Below are 16,555 nucleotides of genomic sequence, written 5' to 3'. Positions count from 1 at the left end.
CCCCGGAGAGATCTTTGACCGACGGCACCCGTGATCTGGACCACCTGATCGACCTTCTGGCCAAGCTTCCGGGGCTTGGCCCACGCTCCGCACGTCGCGCCGTCCTACACCTGATCAAGAAGCGGTCTCTACACCTGTTGCCGCTGGCAGAGGCGCTGACCAAGGTCGGTCAGACCGCGCGCGAATGCCTGAATTGCGGCAACATCGGCACCTCGGACATCTGTGATATCTGCCAAAGCGACAAACGCGCCACCGGCGAGATCTGCGTCGTTGAAGACGTGGCCGATCTTTGGGCCATGGAGCGGGCGGGCGTGTTCAAGGGCCGCTACCATGTGCTGGGCGGCACCCTGTCCGCGCTGGATGCGGTGGGGCCGGACGAACTGCGCATCCCCAAACTGATCGACCGGGTCGCCAGCGAAGCCGTGACCGAGGTGATCCTGGCCCTGTCCGCCACCGTCGACGGCCAGACCACCGCCCATTACATCGCGGACCAGTTGGGCGGCGTGACGGTCACGTCGCTTGCGCAGGGCGTGCCGGTCGGCGGAGAGCTGGACTATCTCGACGACGGCACGATCAGCGCCGCATTGAAGGCCCGAAAATCCTTTTAGCGGACGGCGCCTGACAAAAGGGGACCAATCCCTCGACTCACAGGACTTCGATCGCGCGACAATTGCGAAGGGCAGGTTTGCGGGACATTAGTTGCCATTCGCTTCCACCGGGAACCCCTTTTCGCGAGGGGCGTACTGCATCCAGTTCAAACGTACTTTGGGGCTGAGTTTTTTCCAAACGTGTTCAGGCAAGAAATTTGAAGTCTTGTCCTGCACGCCGTATTTGCTGCCGCCCCGAAGAAACCACCAGAACACATGCAGCTCTGTTTCTGTCTCAATGAATTCCATCCAACCTTCGGCAATCAGGTCCAGCACATCGTCAAAAACGGCGATACCGGAAAAGTTCTCAATTTCTCCGTCTAGCCAATGAGTTCGGTGACCCTCAACGCAGCTACCGGACCAATCGAAGCGAACACCATCTCGACCAATCACTTCTTCTGACCGAATGTATCGATTTAGATCGTGCAAGAGTTGCCCTTCTACAAACCCCCGTAGTTCTGGCCCCATGCAATTGGAATAGCCAAGGTCTTCTGAAACCAAGTTTCTCATACTCATATCCGGCCTGCGTTCTCGAACCTCCAGTTTGGTTATTCCACTACCATTGCGCAAGCCAATGGCGGTAGGTTTGGGCCCAAAGTTGCCATTCGACGGTTTCGGACGGATTGCCGGAGCACGTGTTTGTCAACCTTCCATGATCGGTGATCCTGAATCCGATGCCGATCACGAGTGCGTCAAAGACGAAAGTGGCACGCCCGGTGCCAACGGCATCAGGTCTGCCTGCAACGCGTGGTAGATATCGGGCTTGCCGTGGAATTGCTTTGCAACCGGGCGACCCTCGGCGTCGATTTCAGGGAACCATCCACCCCGATCGTGGTCGATGAACAGGTCCGAGGCCGCCGCCCATAGGGTCCGGTACCAGATCAGGTCAGACGGCTGCGGATCGACCTTCAGCAGGGTCGCGACCGCCCCGATCGCTTCGGTCACGGGCCACCAGTAACGATCCGCGACCTGCACCTGCCCGTCATAGTCCAGCGTATAGGCAAACCCGCCCCCCGGAAGCCATGCATCGGCCAACGCTGTCTCGATCAGTGCCCGCGCATTGGTCAGGTTGTGATCCTCCGGGCGACCCATCAGGTCCCACCACTGGATCAACAGGCGCCCCATTTCAAAGGAATGTCCGGGGGTCGTGCCACGCGGCCGGAACATCGGATTCCCGGCATAGTCAAAGTCCGGCTGCCAGTCCGGCGTATAGTGTTCCGGCAGGCGAAACTCGTGCGCCGGGGCAACTCGCGCCGTGAAAAACTCGAGTATCCGACCCGCCCGATCAAGGTAGCCCCGCTCTCCCGTCGCCTCATAGGCCGCGAGCAGCGCCTCGACCCCGTGCATGTTGGCGTTGAACCCGCGGTAGGTGGAAAACGGGGTCCAGTCGCGGGAAAATTCGTCGCAGAACAATCCCGGGCCGTCCTCCCAGAAATGCCGATCCAGCACATCAGACACATCGGCGATCAATCGGTCCGCGTCCGGATGTCCCGCCAGTTTCGCGCTTGCCCCCGCCAAAAGGACAAAGACATGCCCATAGGCCAGCTTTTGATCGTCCGATATCCCGGCCCCGTCCAGCGCCCAGACATAGCCGCCATGGACGGCGTCACGGTGCCGCGACCAAAGGAACGCCATCCCGGCGTCAATGACAGCTTCGCAATCGTCCGCGCCCCACATTTTTCCCAGCGCAAAGGAATGCACCATGCGCGTCGTGGCATGCAGTTCCTGAGGCGCACCCGAAATTGCCGATCCGTCCAGATCAAGACTGTCAAACCCGCCTTCTGGCCGCAGGCTTTGGCGAAAAAAGTCGAGCTGGCGCGCTGCATCCTGCCGCAGGAACGCGCGATGCCCTGCGTCAGATATGGTTGCGTCCGTGAAATCAGGTTTCACCAAGTCGGCCATGAACGTTCCATCCGGTTTGCCACATTGAGCTGATAGCGCAAACATGCCCGATCCCATCGGGATGACCAAGGGCAAGATGAAATAAGATCATGCGACTGCGGGCCTCCAGAAACGTTTGCCAAGACGTCTGATGATCTACGCCTGACGGATCAGGATCGCGCGGAAGTCGTTGACGTTGGTTCCGGTCGGCCCGGGGGCGAAGATGTCCCCGGCGGCGTGGAACGCACCCCAAGCGTCATTGCCCTGAAGGGCTGCGACAGGATCGACCCCGGCGGCCCGCATTCGTGCTGCGCTGGTTCCATCGGCGAAGGCCCCGGCGTTGTCTTCGGACCCGTCGATCCCGTCGGTATCGGCGGCCATGGCCACGATCCCGTCCTGCCCATCGATGGCCCCGGCGAAGGACAACAGAAACTCGGTGTTGCGCCCGCCCCGGCCGCCGCCGCTGCCGCGCAGGGTCACGGTGGTTTCGCCGCCCGACAGGATCACCACCGGCGCGGCAAAGGGGCGACCGCGCGCCGCCACCTCGCGGGCGATGGCCGCATGGACCAGCCCCACATCCCGCGCCTCGCCCTCGATCGCGTCGGACAGGATCACGGCGGGGATGCCCGCGGCCTCGGCCCGCGCCGCCGCGGCCTCCAGCGACAACCGGGCCGAGGCGATGACCCGAACCTCGTGACCGGCCAGCCGCGGATCGTCGGGGCGCGGCGCCCCCTGCCCCCTGGCCAGATGCGCGGTGATCGCGGGCGGCAGGGCGATGCCCCGGTTGCCGATCATCGCCAGCGTCTCCTCCAGCGTCACCCGTGACGGAACCGTCGGGCCAGAGGCCACCTCGGCCGGGTCGTCACCGGGCACATCCGAGACCACCAGGGTGACTACCTTTGCCGGATGGGCCGCCAGCGCCAGCCGCCCGCCCTTGATCCCGCTCACATGCTTGCGGATCGCGTTCATCACCCCGATCGGCGCGCCGGAGGCGAGAAGCGCCGCGTTCAGATCCTGTTCATCCTGAAGGGTCAGCCCGTCGGCAGGCATCGGCAAAAGCGCCGATCCGCCGCCGCAGACCAGCGCCACGACCAGATCGTCCGGCGTCAGGTTCGAAACCGCCTGCATCAGGGCCGCGCTGGCCGCCAGCCCCGCCGCATCCGGCACCGGGTGGGCTGCCTCCACCACACGGATGTGGCGGCAGGGCGCGGCATAGCCGTAGCGGGTCACCACCACTCCCTCGACCGGTCCCTCCCACAGGTCCTCGAAGGCGGCGGCCAGCTGCGCCGCGCCCTTGCCGGCGCCGATGACAACAACCCGGCCCTTGGGCCGCGCGGGCAGATGCGGGCGCAGGGCCTGCACCGGGTCAGCCGCCGCAACGGCCGCATCGAAAAGCCCGGCCAAAAAGGCCTTATCGTCAGGGGTCATCAGATCTCCACATCACAGACGAACACGCCCTCGGCCCCGCCCTCCAGCGCCGCCACGATATCGGCGCCGATGACCTGATGCACCTCGTCCACCAAATAGGCGTCCCGAACGGAAACATCGCGAAAATCGAACCAGAACATGTCCAGAAAGCCCCGAACCAAGGGCGTCTCGACCGAGACATTCGCCCGATGCTGGAAATCCAGAACCCCGTCGATCCGGTCCGCAAGACCGGCCAGACGGTCAAATAGTTGCTGTTTTTCAGCCTGCGATACATCCGCACGAAACCGAAGATGAACAAGATGACGGATCATGGGTTTCCTTTCTGGCCAAAGTCCGGCTGATGCTACTCGGCACGGGCAGCAACGCAATCCTTCCGCGCGCCACCGCAGCGGCACTGATGCAACGGTTCCGTCGGGATCAAACCGTCGAAGGCGAGACCTGACCCAACCCTAACAAAAGTTTGGCGGCCCTGCTTTCCCAGTCAACGACAAACTGGCCCTGGTCGACCGACACGTCGGGTCCGGGGCTGACGGGCCCGGCTATGCCAGAGCCCCGCCGGTGGCTCGGAACTCGGCCGGGGTGCGCCCCGTCCAGCGGCGGAAGGCACGTAGGAAGGAGGAAGCCTCCGAGAAACCGACAAGATAGGCGGTCTCGTTCACCGAGACCTTGCGGGCCGCTTGGACGCCGCAACCAGCGCCTTGTAAAGAGCGAGCGGGATACGCGCGTCCTGATCCGCGAGATCGGCGGCAGAGAGCCCAAGGCCTTTTGTGAGCGCCGTCGCATCAACACCTCTTTGGGCGACATGGTCGACAACCGAGCGCACAAGGCCCGCCGCCACGGTGGGTGTCTTCATCTGATCCTCGCGCTCGCCGTGCGTGCGGTGGCCCTTTGGGATCGGCACGGCCGGACTATCGACAGTGCTGCCGACACTCGCGCCGGTGACCGGGGCGGTTTTCGGGCTTGGCTACATAGTGTGGTTCGCCTGGGTCGGCGTGGCCCTCCGGCACCCCATCGACTGATCGGCCATCCCAATCAGCCACAACCAGCTCTGCACAGAACCGGCCGTCAGCCGCAGCGGCATCCAGAACAGCATCTTCGGAGACAAACAGGCCTGAATTGCGGCGTCGCTGGAACACTGTGGGCGTCTGCGCAGCGATGGAACCTAACCCATCTAGAAATCAAACCAAGTCGACAACGATCCGCGTCGTTTCATGCTGTCAGTGCGTGTCGACCAGACCGTGGCCTTGTGCTTTCAGTGGCTCCAATTGCTCATACCTTCCAGCGATCACGCCGGGGTCCAACAGGGAAACCCAGGCCTTGATTTGGGCAACAAAGCCGCGCTTGATGGTCACATCGGTGTTCAGTGTGACCACACTAGATTTCATTTGGATCAATGTCGCGAGGTCACGATATGGCGGTTTGAGCCATTTGGTGTGGCGGTCGACAAAAGGGAAAGTGGCGGACTGGGGATCCGTCATATCAATCCGTATTGTATTGTTTTTATTGTATTTTCTTCCTCAAGGTTGCCGGAAATGGGTTGCAAAATGGGTTGCAACTATTTGAACGCAATGCTCGAATCTCGAGGAGTTCTGGCGATCGCGGATGTCGACACGCCGAAACGCCAAGTGTTTGATGGTCTCTGACCTTGCAGCCTAAATCACTACGCCACTGAGCACGTCTGGGTTGATTCTGCATACATCGCCACCCAGCAAGTTTTGGTACCGAGTAATGCCGTAACGATTGAAACTCCGCGTTAGGGCCAAATTCATAGCCGAACTCTAGTTGAATTAGTTGACCAAACGATCGTCAAAGCCGGGCGTCGAAACTACGAAGCCTGATACATAATACCCCGGTAGGTCATCCAACCCGAGCCGAACGAGGACCGTCAGCTTCGAGTGAGAAATTAGCCGCTTCGATCCCTTGCGAGCGGGTCGATCAACGATCTCACAGCACAAGTTTCGGATTTGCTCAAACTTAAGACAATCCGCGTAGCCTTGCCGAAACCGCAACTACGGGATGCGACAAGATGGGGCTAGAGCACTCGGATTTCCCAACATTTCTAGACGTTGCGCGACCATCGAAGAGCGCGACTCCCGGCACAATAAGTGAGACCGATCTTCGGAGCGGTAACTACCTCGTCGCCTACCAACCGATTGTGGATATCCAATCCCAATCCATTCCATTCTATGAGGGTTTGGGGCGCCTTGTTCTTCCCGACGGTCGAGTCGTTCCAGCTGGTGCCTTCGTTGAGAAGATAAGGAATACGTCGCTTGGACGTTTTGTCGATTTGGAAATTCTTCAACGTTGGCGGTTGGATCTAACAGAGAACCCAAAGTTGAGAATATCGGTAAATGTGCCTGTGAACTCTATCGCGCATCGTGCTTGGTATGACGCTTTCGAAGCGACAGTTGCAAGCGTTCCAAGTCTGGACGGCCGTCTCGTCGTTGAGATCGATGAGCAGTCTACACTAGTGATGCCTGACCTTGTGGCCGACTTCATGAAGGAGTTCCAAGCAAGAGGCGTGCGTTTCGCTCTCGACAACTTTGGCAAGGAACACTCATCGCTGAGAAACATTGCGAATTTTCACTTCGACCTTCTCAAGATCGACGAATATTTCATACGAGACATTCATCAGAATGCGGACAAGGCGGTCCTGATGCGAGTTATCGTCAACATGTCACAAGAGCTCGACGTCATCTGTGTCGCTGAGAAGGTGGAAACAGGAGATGAGGCCAGAGCACTAAAGGCATTGGGAGTAAGATTGATGCAAGGTATGCTGATTGGCCCACCAGTCTATGCCAGTGTAATTCGAGAACGACACATCTGACCACAATTGCCGTCGCCACCTATGGCGATATGGCCAGCCTAGCACAGGTCGCGCACGCCGAGATTCGATCCAACTCTAGAATTCTGCAAGTAGGTGTTCCTCAGCTTCATCTGCGCCACATTGATCATGCCAATCGCCCTCCGTTGATGCAGTTGGCAACTCTTGTTCATCCAAGCTGTTCACATCAGGATGCCCCATGTCAGGTCCTCGACCTTCCTGAGAGTTAGCCAGCACAATCAAATGCTCGTCGGCAGTCTCCTGTATGGCGACTTCACTCACTTTTGCCGATACATCTTGGACAGATGCGTCTGCCAACCCCACCGTGATTTCGAAGATCTGCCAGTCGGAGTCGAAAGATAGACTCAGGGTTGGGGAAGTGAGTGTCTCAGTCCAAGATTCGATATCGAGCTCAAGAAAGAGGTCCCTTTCCCCGTAGAGGTCCTCGTCAAGAATTGGCAGGTCTGTTGCAACCCCGTAGATATCCCTCCACCCTTCAATCTCGTTGGGTGTCATGCTCTTGATGTCGACATGGCTGAACTCCCCCTCAATCCCGGAGAGATCGAGCTCATAGTTCATGACACCGTCTGCTGAGGTTATGTCCGTCGCACTCAAATAGATCACAACTTCACCGGACCCAGCGAATACATTCATGTTGGTACTGTCATCGGCTTCGGTAAGGCCTTGCCCGCTTACAAGGCTCTTGCCGGAAATGCTGTTTGCCAACTCCATGTACATCTGACCACCTGCCAACAGATCCAATTGCCCGGTGTCTAGGTTCTCGGCAGTGAGCATACCTGCGAGATTGTTGTCCTTGAGGCCAGCATCCTGGATGATATCAGCGGTATAGACCAAAGCTTGATCCACTCCCGCTCCTGAAAGCTCAGAAACCAGCTCAACAATTGCAGCCGGCAGCTCCTGGCCATATGGCCCATCGGCCAGACTGTCCTGATAGAACTCTTCAAATTCAGCGTTCGATCGGGAGTTCAGTTCTTCAGCGCTCAGGGCGCCATTCTCCGCCGCCCACTCATTATGGATTTCAGTTCGGGTATGATTTGCGATGCTCGTCCCAGCGATGAGTTGAAATCCTTGCTCCGAACCTGTGAGTTCCACCGAACGCAGCTCCCATGTCTGGATGGCGCTCTCCAATGTGTTGTCTGGGTCCCCACGACCTTCGCTGTAAAGATCGTCAATACCCGCAAACCTCGGAATGTATCTTTGGAAGAGAAGGCTATCTATGGCGGCGATCCCGTCGGCATCAAACTGATCCTGCAACACCTCGAGGTCGTCGACAGAACCGTTAAAGGCTCTCGCAGGGTCATCATAGGCCGGAGGGCGTTCAAATCGCCCTAGGTGCATAGCGACCTCCAGGTTCATATCGCTATGTTGGTATGCGTCTGGGTTCGCTTCAATTTCGTTGAGGGCCCCACCTATCGCCTTGGCCATTGCATTGTAGAGCTGACCTGTGGCCTCCACATAGCTGGCCCATACAGCTTCATTGCTCGCAGGGTCAGAGAACTGAAAGTCAAATTTCTGCTGACCTATCCAGTAGTACTCCTGACCGATTTGAAGAATGATCTTTTCGGGAAGCGTGTAACTCACATCCTCTCCGAACCGCGTCCCGCTCGCTAAAGACGTCACAAAGTCATGCAGATCAGAGGCAGCGGTTTCCAGATCAACCTCGAAAGTGTCTCCATCTTCGCTCTGGGTGATATACCTTGTCGTGGGCAGAACAATTATCAAATCTTGGCCCGCCTGGACCGAGAGCTGCAGGATCTCGTCCAGGCCATCCTTGTTGAACTGCTCGGTGTCGATCAAATATGGATTGTTGAGATCATAATCGTCGTCTTCAAGGTGGCCAACACCGTCGGCGATATATTGGCCAGGCCATCTGACCGCAGATGATGGCAGGAAAGTGCTGGAAGCTGATGTTGGGTCGTCAATTGCATCCCAAAGATAGTCATCTTTCCATTGGGCGCGCGCGCCCAACACATCCACTCCAAACAAGCCAGTTGAGTCATGATCGGCTTCGATCTGGCTGGCGGTTGCTTCCACGATGCCGTCCGGAAGGCCAACAAACAACTCCGCCACGCTTAGGTCTGCGACATTGGCTTCACTTAGGCCAAATAGATTGATCGAAAACTCCCCATCCGCATCACTGATGACGGTTGCTCCTGATGCGTCATCATAGCTGAAATCTAGCTCGTGCAATGACTTGTTCCAGCCATCAATCTGAATACGATCAACGCCCAGCTCAAAATCTCCAATTTCGAGGCTACCCGGTTTGGCCGACACTTGTGGCACCCAGGCTCTGAACAGATCTTCACCACCTCCCCCGTAGAGCACATCACCTCCCGAGATCGATCCGGCGTGGATCACATCATTCCCGGCCCCTCCCCAAACCGTATCCTTTCCCGATCCCGCGGTGAGCAGATCATCTCCGTGGCCACCCCTCAGAAGGTCATCGCCATCTCCTCCGAAGATATCGTCGTTCCCGAAACCACCAGAGATCCGATCAGATCCATCGCTTCCAATAATCGTATCATTCCCACTACCGGCAAAAGTGAGAGCTCCCGAACTCTTCGCTGTGAGGGTTTCCGAGACCGACGATCCAACCAGGCGGCCGTTTGCGGGAACCTCAGCTGCCTTGGATTGTACAGAAACAGTTGCCATCTGAGCGTCTTGCAACTGCGACACTGAAGGCTGCGGGTTCAAGGGGGGTGCTTGCTCGTCGGAGATACGTCGGGCTTCGGTTGACCCGATCACGACCTCGTTGCGGCTTTCGTCGCCGCTTGGACGCAGCTCGCTCTCCGTTCCATCTTCGTCTAGATCGCTGGAGTGTTGGAATGAGCCTTCCAGTGACTTGAGGGTCCGTGCCAAATCCGCAAGCGAGCCGCCGATCGAGATCCGATCCAACTGTTCAGCGCTTTGGCCGACTTCAAACAGGCTCTTGTTTTCCCACGGGCTCCCGATTGAGCCGTCTGGAGCCAGTTCGACCCCACGGATCTGATCCGGCGAACCCCAATCTACGTTACGATCCGAGCTCAAACCAAACGCCGATGGTTGTTGGACAGTTCGGCTGAATCCGAACTCCGAAAAGCGAATATACTTCATCTCGACCCACCATTCTCACCACGGATTGATCGTAGCAGGATCGAACCTCATCCCTCCACTGGAACGATCGCCAATGGTAAGTAGAAGCCTAACGAACAGGGTTGACATCTCGCTAGGCGCGTCGAGTTTGTTAAGTCATACCTCCAAAAACCACCAAAACAATATCCCTAAGGCACTGGTAATAATGAAACTTGTCAAATATCGACCCTGAAACTGAGAACTTCAATTCCTTTACCTACTAGCTACGATTAGAAGTAATTCTCTCACTCTGCTCAACGGCTCAACCGCACATTTTTGCGTCGGCCAGACAAGCCAATGCGGCCAGTCAATGACCAACGTCGTCCTTGGGCGCAGCTATTGACTCGGATGAAGCGAGAGCAAATCATGAAGCCTAGCATTGTAAGCAGCGATAGATATTCCGATCTTTTGATGAAAGACGCCGAAAGCCAAGATGTACAAGTTATTTAGATCGCCAGGAACTGGCGCATTTATGGGAGAGTTCGAAACGTTTGAAGAAACTGTTTCGGAACTGCGGGACAGGTTTAGCATCCAGCTACCAACCAGCCACGTCAATTACGAACCTATCACGATTTCAACCTACGGGAATCACCTACACACCGATGGGGGGTTCCTGACAATTCAGCTATCCGGCGATGCCACGCTTTTCTCGGTAACCGGTACGGCCGACACGGTGCTGTGGGCATCCAATCAAGAGTCTAGAATAAACCTTGGCGATGGTCGGGACATCGTTCATGGGGGAGCTGCCCGCGACATCGTTCACGCCGGCGGTGGCGATGACATGCTCTTCGGCGGGGCAGGAAATGACGTTCTCTTTGGGGATGAAGGCGACGACTTTATCTCAGCCGGATACGGCTCGGACCGTATCTATGGTGGAGATGGGCAAGATGTATTGCTGGCATCGTCTGGCCGAAACCAACTCTATGGTGGCGAGGGCGCCGACATATTTGTGCTCAACTCAACACCTGAGGCAGTACACATCATCAGAGACTTCAATCCGGACGACGGCGATGTGCTTGTCTTCAGCGGCAGTAGTAACATCGACGACTTCGCCGATTTCCTGAACGACGTAGAGATCCTGCAATCCGGTCAGAATGTTGTAATCAGAGACAATGGGTCTGACATAATCCTGATCGACACCGACATTTCCGAGTTGACGGAAACAACCGTTGAATTTGATGCGGTTCCCTATCTTCCTGAATACGCAACAGTCGAAGAGTACATCGCGAGCAATCTGTGGCAGGACGTTGATGAGATCTCAATCGATGGGGTCATCTATCATCGTCGGGCTGGAGAACCGCCGCACCAAGACCATAAATTTCAGGACGGAGCCGGCGATTGGTGGTCACCAGACTACCTAGTGGTTGTTGCCGCTGGTCAGTCCAATATGCTAGGTGCCGGCGCGGGAGGGGACATGACCATCGACCCCAACGTAGTGGCATACGATTGGGTGAATGGGGGCATCGTAGCAGCCGACTATGGAAGTGCCCCCGCAGGAGGAGATGGCGTAAGGACTGGCGACGCCCTCCGAAACAATCTCTTCTTCCCATTTGCAAATGAGCTCGCAGCGAGTTCTGGGCAGCCGGTGCTTGTCATTGCACATCCTGTGTCGGGCTCCCAGATACAAACCTGGCTTGATAGCGGTAGCGGCGAAAACTGGGGAGCGCTTTCCTCAGACATCGATGCTGCTCTCGAAATGGTGGGGCAGAGTGAAGTCGATATCGTCTTGTGGCATCAGGGTGAGTCGAACCATTCGATTCCGACAGATACCTATGCAGCGATGGTCCTAGAACTGATCGACCAAATGCGTGATGCCGCATGGGGCACGCCAGATATGAACATCTTGATCGGGGAACTGTCGCGTGACGGTGTCAACTTCGTTCAGAATGCAGCGCTTCAAACCCTTGAGCTGTTGAACGAAGACCCGAATATCGGCTTTGTTTCGTCCGTTGGACTTCAGGCCTTTGATGCCTCTGGCGTACATTTCGACGGCGCTTCGCTTGTAGAATTTGGAATCCGGTACTTCGAGGTCTATCAGCAGCTGATGAGCCAAGAGGAGTTGGCAGTCCCGCAACAGCCCAACTCCGCACCTACGGTGGGTCCCCTCGCCATCATTCCTGAGTCGATAACAATTGGAGAAGGGGAGTGGGTTTGGCTTGACACCGCTGGTTGGTTCACTGACCTCGAAGGCGACCAGCTCTACTCCTACGGCTACCTAGATGATCGCAGCGAATGGTGGGTCAGGTCCGATCCAGAGATCGGAGGAGTATGGCTCCGGCCAGACTTCGATGCCGCCGGAGACTATTTACTGAACATCTATGCCAGTGACTTCGCTTTGGACGGGGAAACTGTCTCGATTGCTTTGAGCGTTCAGGAGGTTGATCCCGGTCTTGAGATGTTTGCGAATAACTCGTGGTCGCGCTCCCTTGGATACTTCAAAGACTTCACAATATTGCAGCAAGTCGCGAGCGAAAATCGGGCTATCACGATCCTTGACAGTTCTGCATTAGAGCAAGACGCTCCAACAATCATTTCTGTGAATTCGCTCTGGATTGAAGGGAGCGAAGGAATTTCAGGTGATTTTGAATTTGCCCCCGATGTTTACCGGATCTACTTCGAAGGCGATGCGGACTTCAATGCCACTGGCGCTGCCTTGGATGACTATATTGTAGGCAATCGGGGCGACAATCGACTGCTGGGCGAGGGGGGAGATGACCGGATCTACGGCGGAGACGGTCAGGATCTGATCTTCGGTGGATCGGGAAATGACAAATTGTACGGCGATGAAGGCAACGACTTGATTGATGGGCAAGAAGGGCGTGATGTTGCGTACGGCGGAGCCGGAGCAGACACCTTCGTTTTCGAGGCGGGGGATGAGTTTCTTTCCATCAGAGATTTTGACGGCGAATTCGAGATGGATGTCATTTTCCTTGCAGGTTTCGATGGCATCACAAGCTATGAAGACATGCTCACCATGACAACGCTGCGACATTATTCAGATGGGATAATTTTGGACATCGGCGAGGATCGACTGATGATCAACGGCTTGGATGTCGACGAGCTTTCGTCCGACTTTTTTGTCTTTGCCTGAGCCGCCCTCATGCAATGAAATCGAACTGCCACCGGCTGCGGAAGAACCACCCTCGATAGCGTCATTGCTCAGCGTCCATAGGTGCGACTACCAACGCGTTGTTACGATGACCGCTTGCCGGCAGGTCGGCGACTTCAGATCGAACAGCCAGTCACACTGATTGCCTTATGCAGCCTCGTTCGGGGGAGCTGACGAAATAGCCTGGCTTATCCGAGACAGTTTTTCTTGCCATATCTGGCGCCTGGTGAATGAGAATAGGAGGTTCTTTGAGGAATAACTGACTAAAATATTTCGGTCTTGTCGGAGACACTTCATCAATGTGAAACCTATTATGGATGACGATCCCAGAAAATCGGGATTGGACCATGGAAGCGTTACTTCTTTTGCTAGTTGGCACCATCGCTCTTGCAGCTGCGTTTAGCGGATTTGAAGGCATGAGCGACGATGAGTTTGATGAAGGCTCTTCAACCGACGACACAGCCACAGGAATTCTTGAGCTTACAGGTCCAACAGTTGGGACGGACGGAGTGACCCTGGAGGGTAGTTCGATCTCAGAAATTCTTGAAGGGACTGAGAGCGACGAGACGCTGCATGGCTACGGCGGCGATGATGTGATCCTGGGTGGCGGGGGACATGACGAAATCTATGGGGGAGAAGGAGACGATCGATTTCTCGACCAGTCGCCCAATGACGTCGAAGATGATGGGAATGACACGATTTTCGGCGGCAGTGGCAACGACGTTGTCGCAGATACGTTTGCCCCATACGGGCCAACCAATGATCGAGGAGGAGACGATACTTTCTACGGTGGAAGCGGAAATGACCGGTTCGTTGACTTTGCCGGTAGCAACTTCGCATTCGGCGGAGACGGAGATGATATCTTGTCGGGACTGGACAGCGACGTTTGGGAAGACTCTTCCGGTTTTTCCAGCAGCGGTCCTTATGCGACACTTTTCCCAAGTACCGGTGATCCAGGCAATGTCGATTCCCTATTTGGCGAAGCCGGAAACGATACTCTGATTGGTGATGCGGGAGATCTACTCGTAGGAGGGGACGGCTTCGACACTTTCAAAGTTGAGCAGCATTTCGGTGCAATTACACCAACCACGATCGCAGACTGGGAGTCGCTGGGATTGTCGGGCGCCGAATCTATAGAGGTTCAAATCTGGATGGATGCCGCTACATTTCAGAGCTTCTTCCCTGGGGTAGACCCCTGGTCGGCGGAAGGTGTCCAAGCAGAAATAAGCCTCTTGAAAGTGAACCAGACTGTCCAAGTTGAAGCGCTAGGTCAAACCGTTTTGACAATCCAAGGTATTGACGACAGCACTAGCCTGTCTGAGCTTCATTCAAGCATTGTCATCAGATGCAATGCCGCGCTCTACACCTGAGCTCCAACGTTCGTCATCTCCAATAGGCCCAACAGAAGGACAGAGAACGTTTGGGCCAGGGGCGCGCTTGCTGTTCTCATCAGATCAAGAAATCGTTGCCGTCGATTTCAGTTGAGTTGACACCCAAGAGCGTAATCGTCGAATTTCCGTAGCTCAGCAGAGTGTTTGCCCCGTCCTGCGACACGACTATGTCATCCAGTTGCCCAGACTGACCAAGATACTCATTGAATGATATTTGGATGATATCAACGCCATCCTCGAAATCTACAATTACATCTTGGGTGGCCGATGTCATGTCAAGAAAGACGAAGACATCGTTTCCAACTCCACCAGACAGGGTGTCATCTCCGTCTCCCCCTGATATCCAATCATCACCGGCCCCACCATATAGGCTGTCGTCCCCACTCCCACCGTTCAGGTGATCGTTTCCGTCGCCTGCATAGATCTCATCATTGCCACTGCCGCCTGACATGCGATCGCCACCGGCCTCACCATGAAGAATGTCGTCGCCAGGACCACCGATACCTCGATCATTGCCGTCGCCAAGAAAGAGAACGTCGTCTCCGCCGTGACCGTCTAGGAAATCTGAACCACCAAGACCCTCAATCCAATCGCGACCAGAACCGCCAAGAAGGCTATCGGCCCCAGCGGTGCCATTCAACGTGGCTGGTCCAGTCGCCAAATCCAGGAGGCCTTCCATCGAGATCGTTTCGATTGGGCCATCGGTGATCGACCCGACAGCTACCTGTTCGACGTCGTAGAGCACCAATGAATTGTCTGTGTTATTGTTCTCTTGGAACTGAACAGCTCCACCTCCCAAGTCGGTTAGAACCGTGCCGTCAAGTAGCTCTGCAATGGAGGCGAAGGCCGAGAAATAGAACGTGTCAACACCGTCTTCGCCGTAGACTACCGCTTGGCTAGTCTCATCAAGGAAATAATCCTCGACTCTATCATTTCCGGATCCGCCATAGACTCTATCGTCGCCAAGACCGGCCATGAAGACATCATCCCCCCCCCCACCATACAGGTAGTCGGTGCCCAACCCGCCGATCAGGGTATCATCCCCGTCCTCGCCCAGGATCGTGTCGTTACCGGCACCACCGTTGAGCGAGTTGTTACCTTCGTTGCCGGTGATGTGGTCGGCGGCATTGCCGCCAATCGCGTTTTCGATCATCACACCGTTGGCGATGGTGAATCCACCGATGATCCCATCGGCATATGACACGAACCCGCCCGCATTGGCCGGGTCTGCCGCAAGCGGGGCATCATTCAGGTTGATGACGGCCGCATTGGTACCGCCCGCATGGCTGATGGTGTCATTGCCGCCGGTATCCCAGATGCAAGACCAAAAGGTTCCCGCGCCATTTGCGTCCGGCATACTATAGGTATCGTTCCCCGACGCATGGGTCGTGTTCGCCCCATATAGTTCCTGGATCGCCGCAATATCCAAAGCCATCGGCGTGGCCTGCCAACCATAGTTGGCATCGAAAAACGTCGGATACTCGGTTTGCCAGCCATCGTTGTAGGACATCGTGGTCCAGATGCCCTGGTTCAGGTCGTAATCACCGAAGTCACCGAATGGAGAAGTCACGCCCGGGAAATTCGTCGCGTCGATTGAACTGCCGCCGTCGTGCGGATGGGCAAGGCCCAAGCCATGGCCGATCTCGTGAATGAGCGTCACAAAACCATAGCCACCAGATTGCAACCCGGACAAAGTCCAGCCTGTGCCTTCATTGCTGAACACCCCATAGAGCGGCATGGCCGCGTTGTTTATCGGGATGTTATGCCAACCAAGTGCGCCAACCTGGGCAGCCGATCCAAGCCAGTTCTCGATATTGGCGTTACTGGTGACCAGCTGGAACTCGATGTTCGCGACCGCTTCCCATGCTGCATAAGCGGCCTGCAAAGCCGCGATCTCGTAAGCAAACCATGCAGCACCATCTCCGGTGGTGTCGAACAGCCCGCTTGGTGGCGTGCCGGATTCAATCGAATAGGTGATGGTTACGATGCCGCCAGCGTCCGTCCAATGACCGCCCCAAACAAGGCTGTCGATCCACGGATCCGATCCGTTCGTGGGGGTTCCGTCCGAAGATGTCGTCGTTGCCATCAGCCAGGCCTCCAGTCTAATGTGGGCGCTCAATCATTCCATGATGGTCCAGCACCC

Annotated in this window: 14 protein-coding genes; 4 read left to right on the top strand and 10 right to left on the bottom strand. The window is 56.3% G+C overall.

Annotated features, from left to right (window positions below; all coding sequences use genetic code 11):
- Window positions 1-14: 14 nt before the first annotated feature.
- A complete protein-coding gene (gene recR, locus U3648_RS01210) occupies window positions 15-608 on the top strand; it encodes a recombination mediator RecR (protein ID WP_420857413.1) in 594 nt (197 codons plus the stop codon).
- A gap of 87 nt (window positions 609-695) precedes the next feature.
- On the opposite strand, the gene U3648_RS01205 is transcribed toward recR, so the two are convergent.
- The 8 genes from U3648_RS01205 to U3648_RS01170 all read right to left on the bottom strand — a co-directional run bounded on the left by U3648_RS01205 (window position 696) and on the right by U3648_RS01170 (window position 5,434).
- Window positions 696-1,157, bottom strand: a complete 462-nt coding sequence (locus U3648_RS01205) for a hypothetical protein (protein WP_420857412.1) — start codon at window positions 1,155-1,157, stop codon at window positions 696-698.
- A 171-nt stretch (window positions 1,158-1,328) separates the two neighbouring features.
- Window positions 1,329-2,549, bottom strand: coding sequence for an AGE family epimerase/isomerase (locus tag U3648_RS01200; RefSeq protein WP_420857411.1), 1,221 nt, complete (start codon window positions 2,547-2,549; stop codon window positions 1,329-1,331).
- 135 nt (window positions 2,550-2,684) lie between these two features.
- Window positions 2,685-3,956: a glycerate kinase type-2 family protein gene (locus U3648_RS01195; RefSeq protein WP_420857410.1), complete on the bottom strand. Its 1,272-nt coding sequence runs from the start codon at window positions 3,954-3,956 to the stop codon at window positions 2,685-2,687.
- Complete coding sequence (locus tag U3648_RS01190) at window positions 3,956-4,267, bottom strand: Dabb family protein (protein ID WP_420857409.1); 312 nt, start codon at window positions 4,265-4,267, stop codon at window positions 3,956-3,958. The genes U3648_RS01195 and U3648_RS01190 overlap by 1 nt, the downstream gene beginning before the upstream one ends.
- Before the next feature lie 228 nt (window positions 4,268-4,495).
- A complete protein-coding gene (locus U3648_RS01185; RefSeq protein WP_420857408.1) occupies window positions 4,496-4,615 on the bottom strand; it encodes a helix-turn-helix domain-containing protein in 120 nt (39 codons plus the stop codon).
- Window positions 4,612-4,809 (bottom strand): hypothetical protein, encoded by a 198-nt coding sequence (locus U3648_RS01180; RefSeq protein WP_420857407.1) that lies wholly within the window; start codon window positions 4,807-4,809, stop codon window positions 4,612-4,614. The genes U3648_RS01185 and U3648_RS01180 overlap by 4 nt, the downstream gene beginning before the upstream one ends.
- Before the next feature lie 111 nt (window positions 4,810-4,920).
- Window positions 4,921-5,049 (bottom strand): hypothetical protein, encoded by a 129-nt coding sequence (locus U3648_RS01175; RefSeq protein ID WP_420857406.1) that lies wholly within the window; start codon window positions 5,047-5,049, stop codon window positions 4,921-4,923.
- 124 nt (window positions 5,050-5,173) lie between these two features.
- A complete protein-coding gene (locus tag U3648_RS01170; RefSeq protein WP_420857405.1) occupies window positions 5,174-5,434 on the bottom strand; it encodes a hypothetical protein in 261 nt (86 codons plus the stop codon).
- A 548-nt stretch (window positions 5,435-5,982) separates the two neighbouring features.
- Here U3648_RS01170 and U3648_RS01165 point away from each other — a divergent pair.
- Window positions 5,983-6,783: an EAL domain-containing protein gene (locus U3648_RS01165; RefSeq protein WP_420857404.1), complete on the top strand. Its 801-nt coding sequence runs from the start codon at window positions 5,983-5,985 to the stop codon at window positions 6,781-6,783.
- A 75-nt stretch (window positions 6,784-6,858) separates the two neighbouring features.
- Here U3648_RS01165 and U3648_RS01160 read toward each other — a convergent pair whose 3' ends face one another.
- The gene (locus U3648_RS01160; RefSeq protein WP_420857403.1) at window positions 6,859-9,894 is read right to left on the bottom strand and encodes a calcium-binding protein; all 3,036 of its coding nucleotides are present in this window, start codon (window positions 9,892-9,894) and stop codon (window positions 6,859-6,861) included.
- Between the two features lie 490 nt (window positions 9,895-10,384).
- Between U3648_RS01160 and U3648_RS01155 the strand changes: the two genes are divergently transcribed.
- Window positions 10,385-13,003, top strand: a complete 2,619-nt coding sequence (locus U3648_RS01155; RefSeq protein ID WP_420857402.1) for a sialate O-acetylesterase — start codon at window positions 10,385-10,387, stop codon at window positions 13,001-13,003.
- Between the two features lie 365 nt (window positions 13,004-13,368).
- Window positions 13,369-14,391: a calcium-binding protein gene (locus U3648_RS01150; RefSeq protein ID WP_420857401.1), complete on the top strand. Its 1,023-nt coding sequence runs from the start codon at window positions 13,369-13,371 to the stop codon at window positions 14,389-14,391.
- Window positions 14,392-14,470: 79 nt separating this feature from the next.
- Here U3648_RS01150 and U3648_RS01145 read toward each other — a convergent pair whose 3' ends face one another.
- The gene (locus U3648_RS01145) at window positions 14,471-16,498 is read right to left on the bottom strand and encodes a M10 family metallopeptidase (RefSeq protein WP_420857400.1); all 2,028 of its coding nucleotides are present in this window, start codon (window positions 16,496-16,498) and stop codon (window positions 14,471-14,473) included.
- Window positions 16,499-16,555 lie beyond the last annotated feature (57 nt).

This window comes from Marivivens marinus, from assembly GCF_035969385.1.
Classification (GTDB): Bacteria; Pseudomonadota; Alphaproteobacteria; order Rhodobacterales; family Rhodobacteraceae; genus SELP01.
This window is presented reverse-complemented; position numbering and strand designations above follow the sequence as displayed.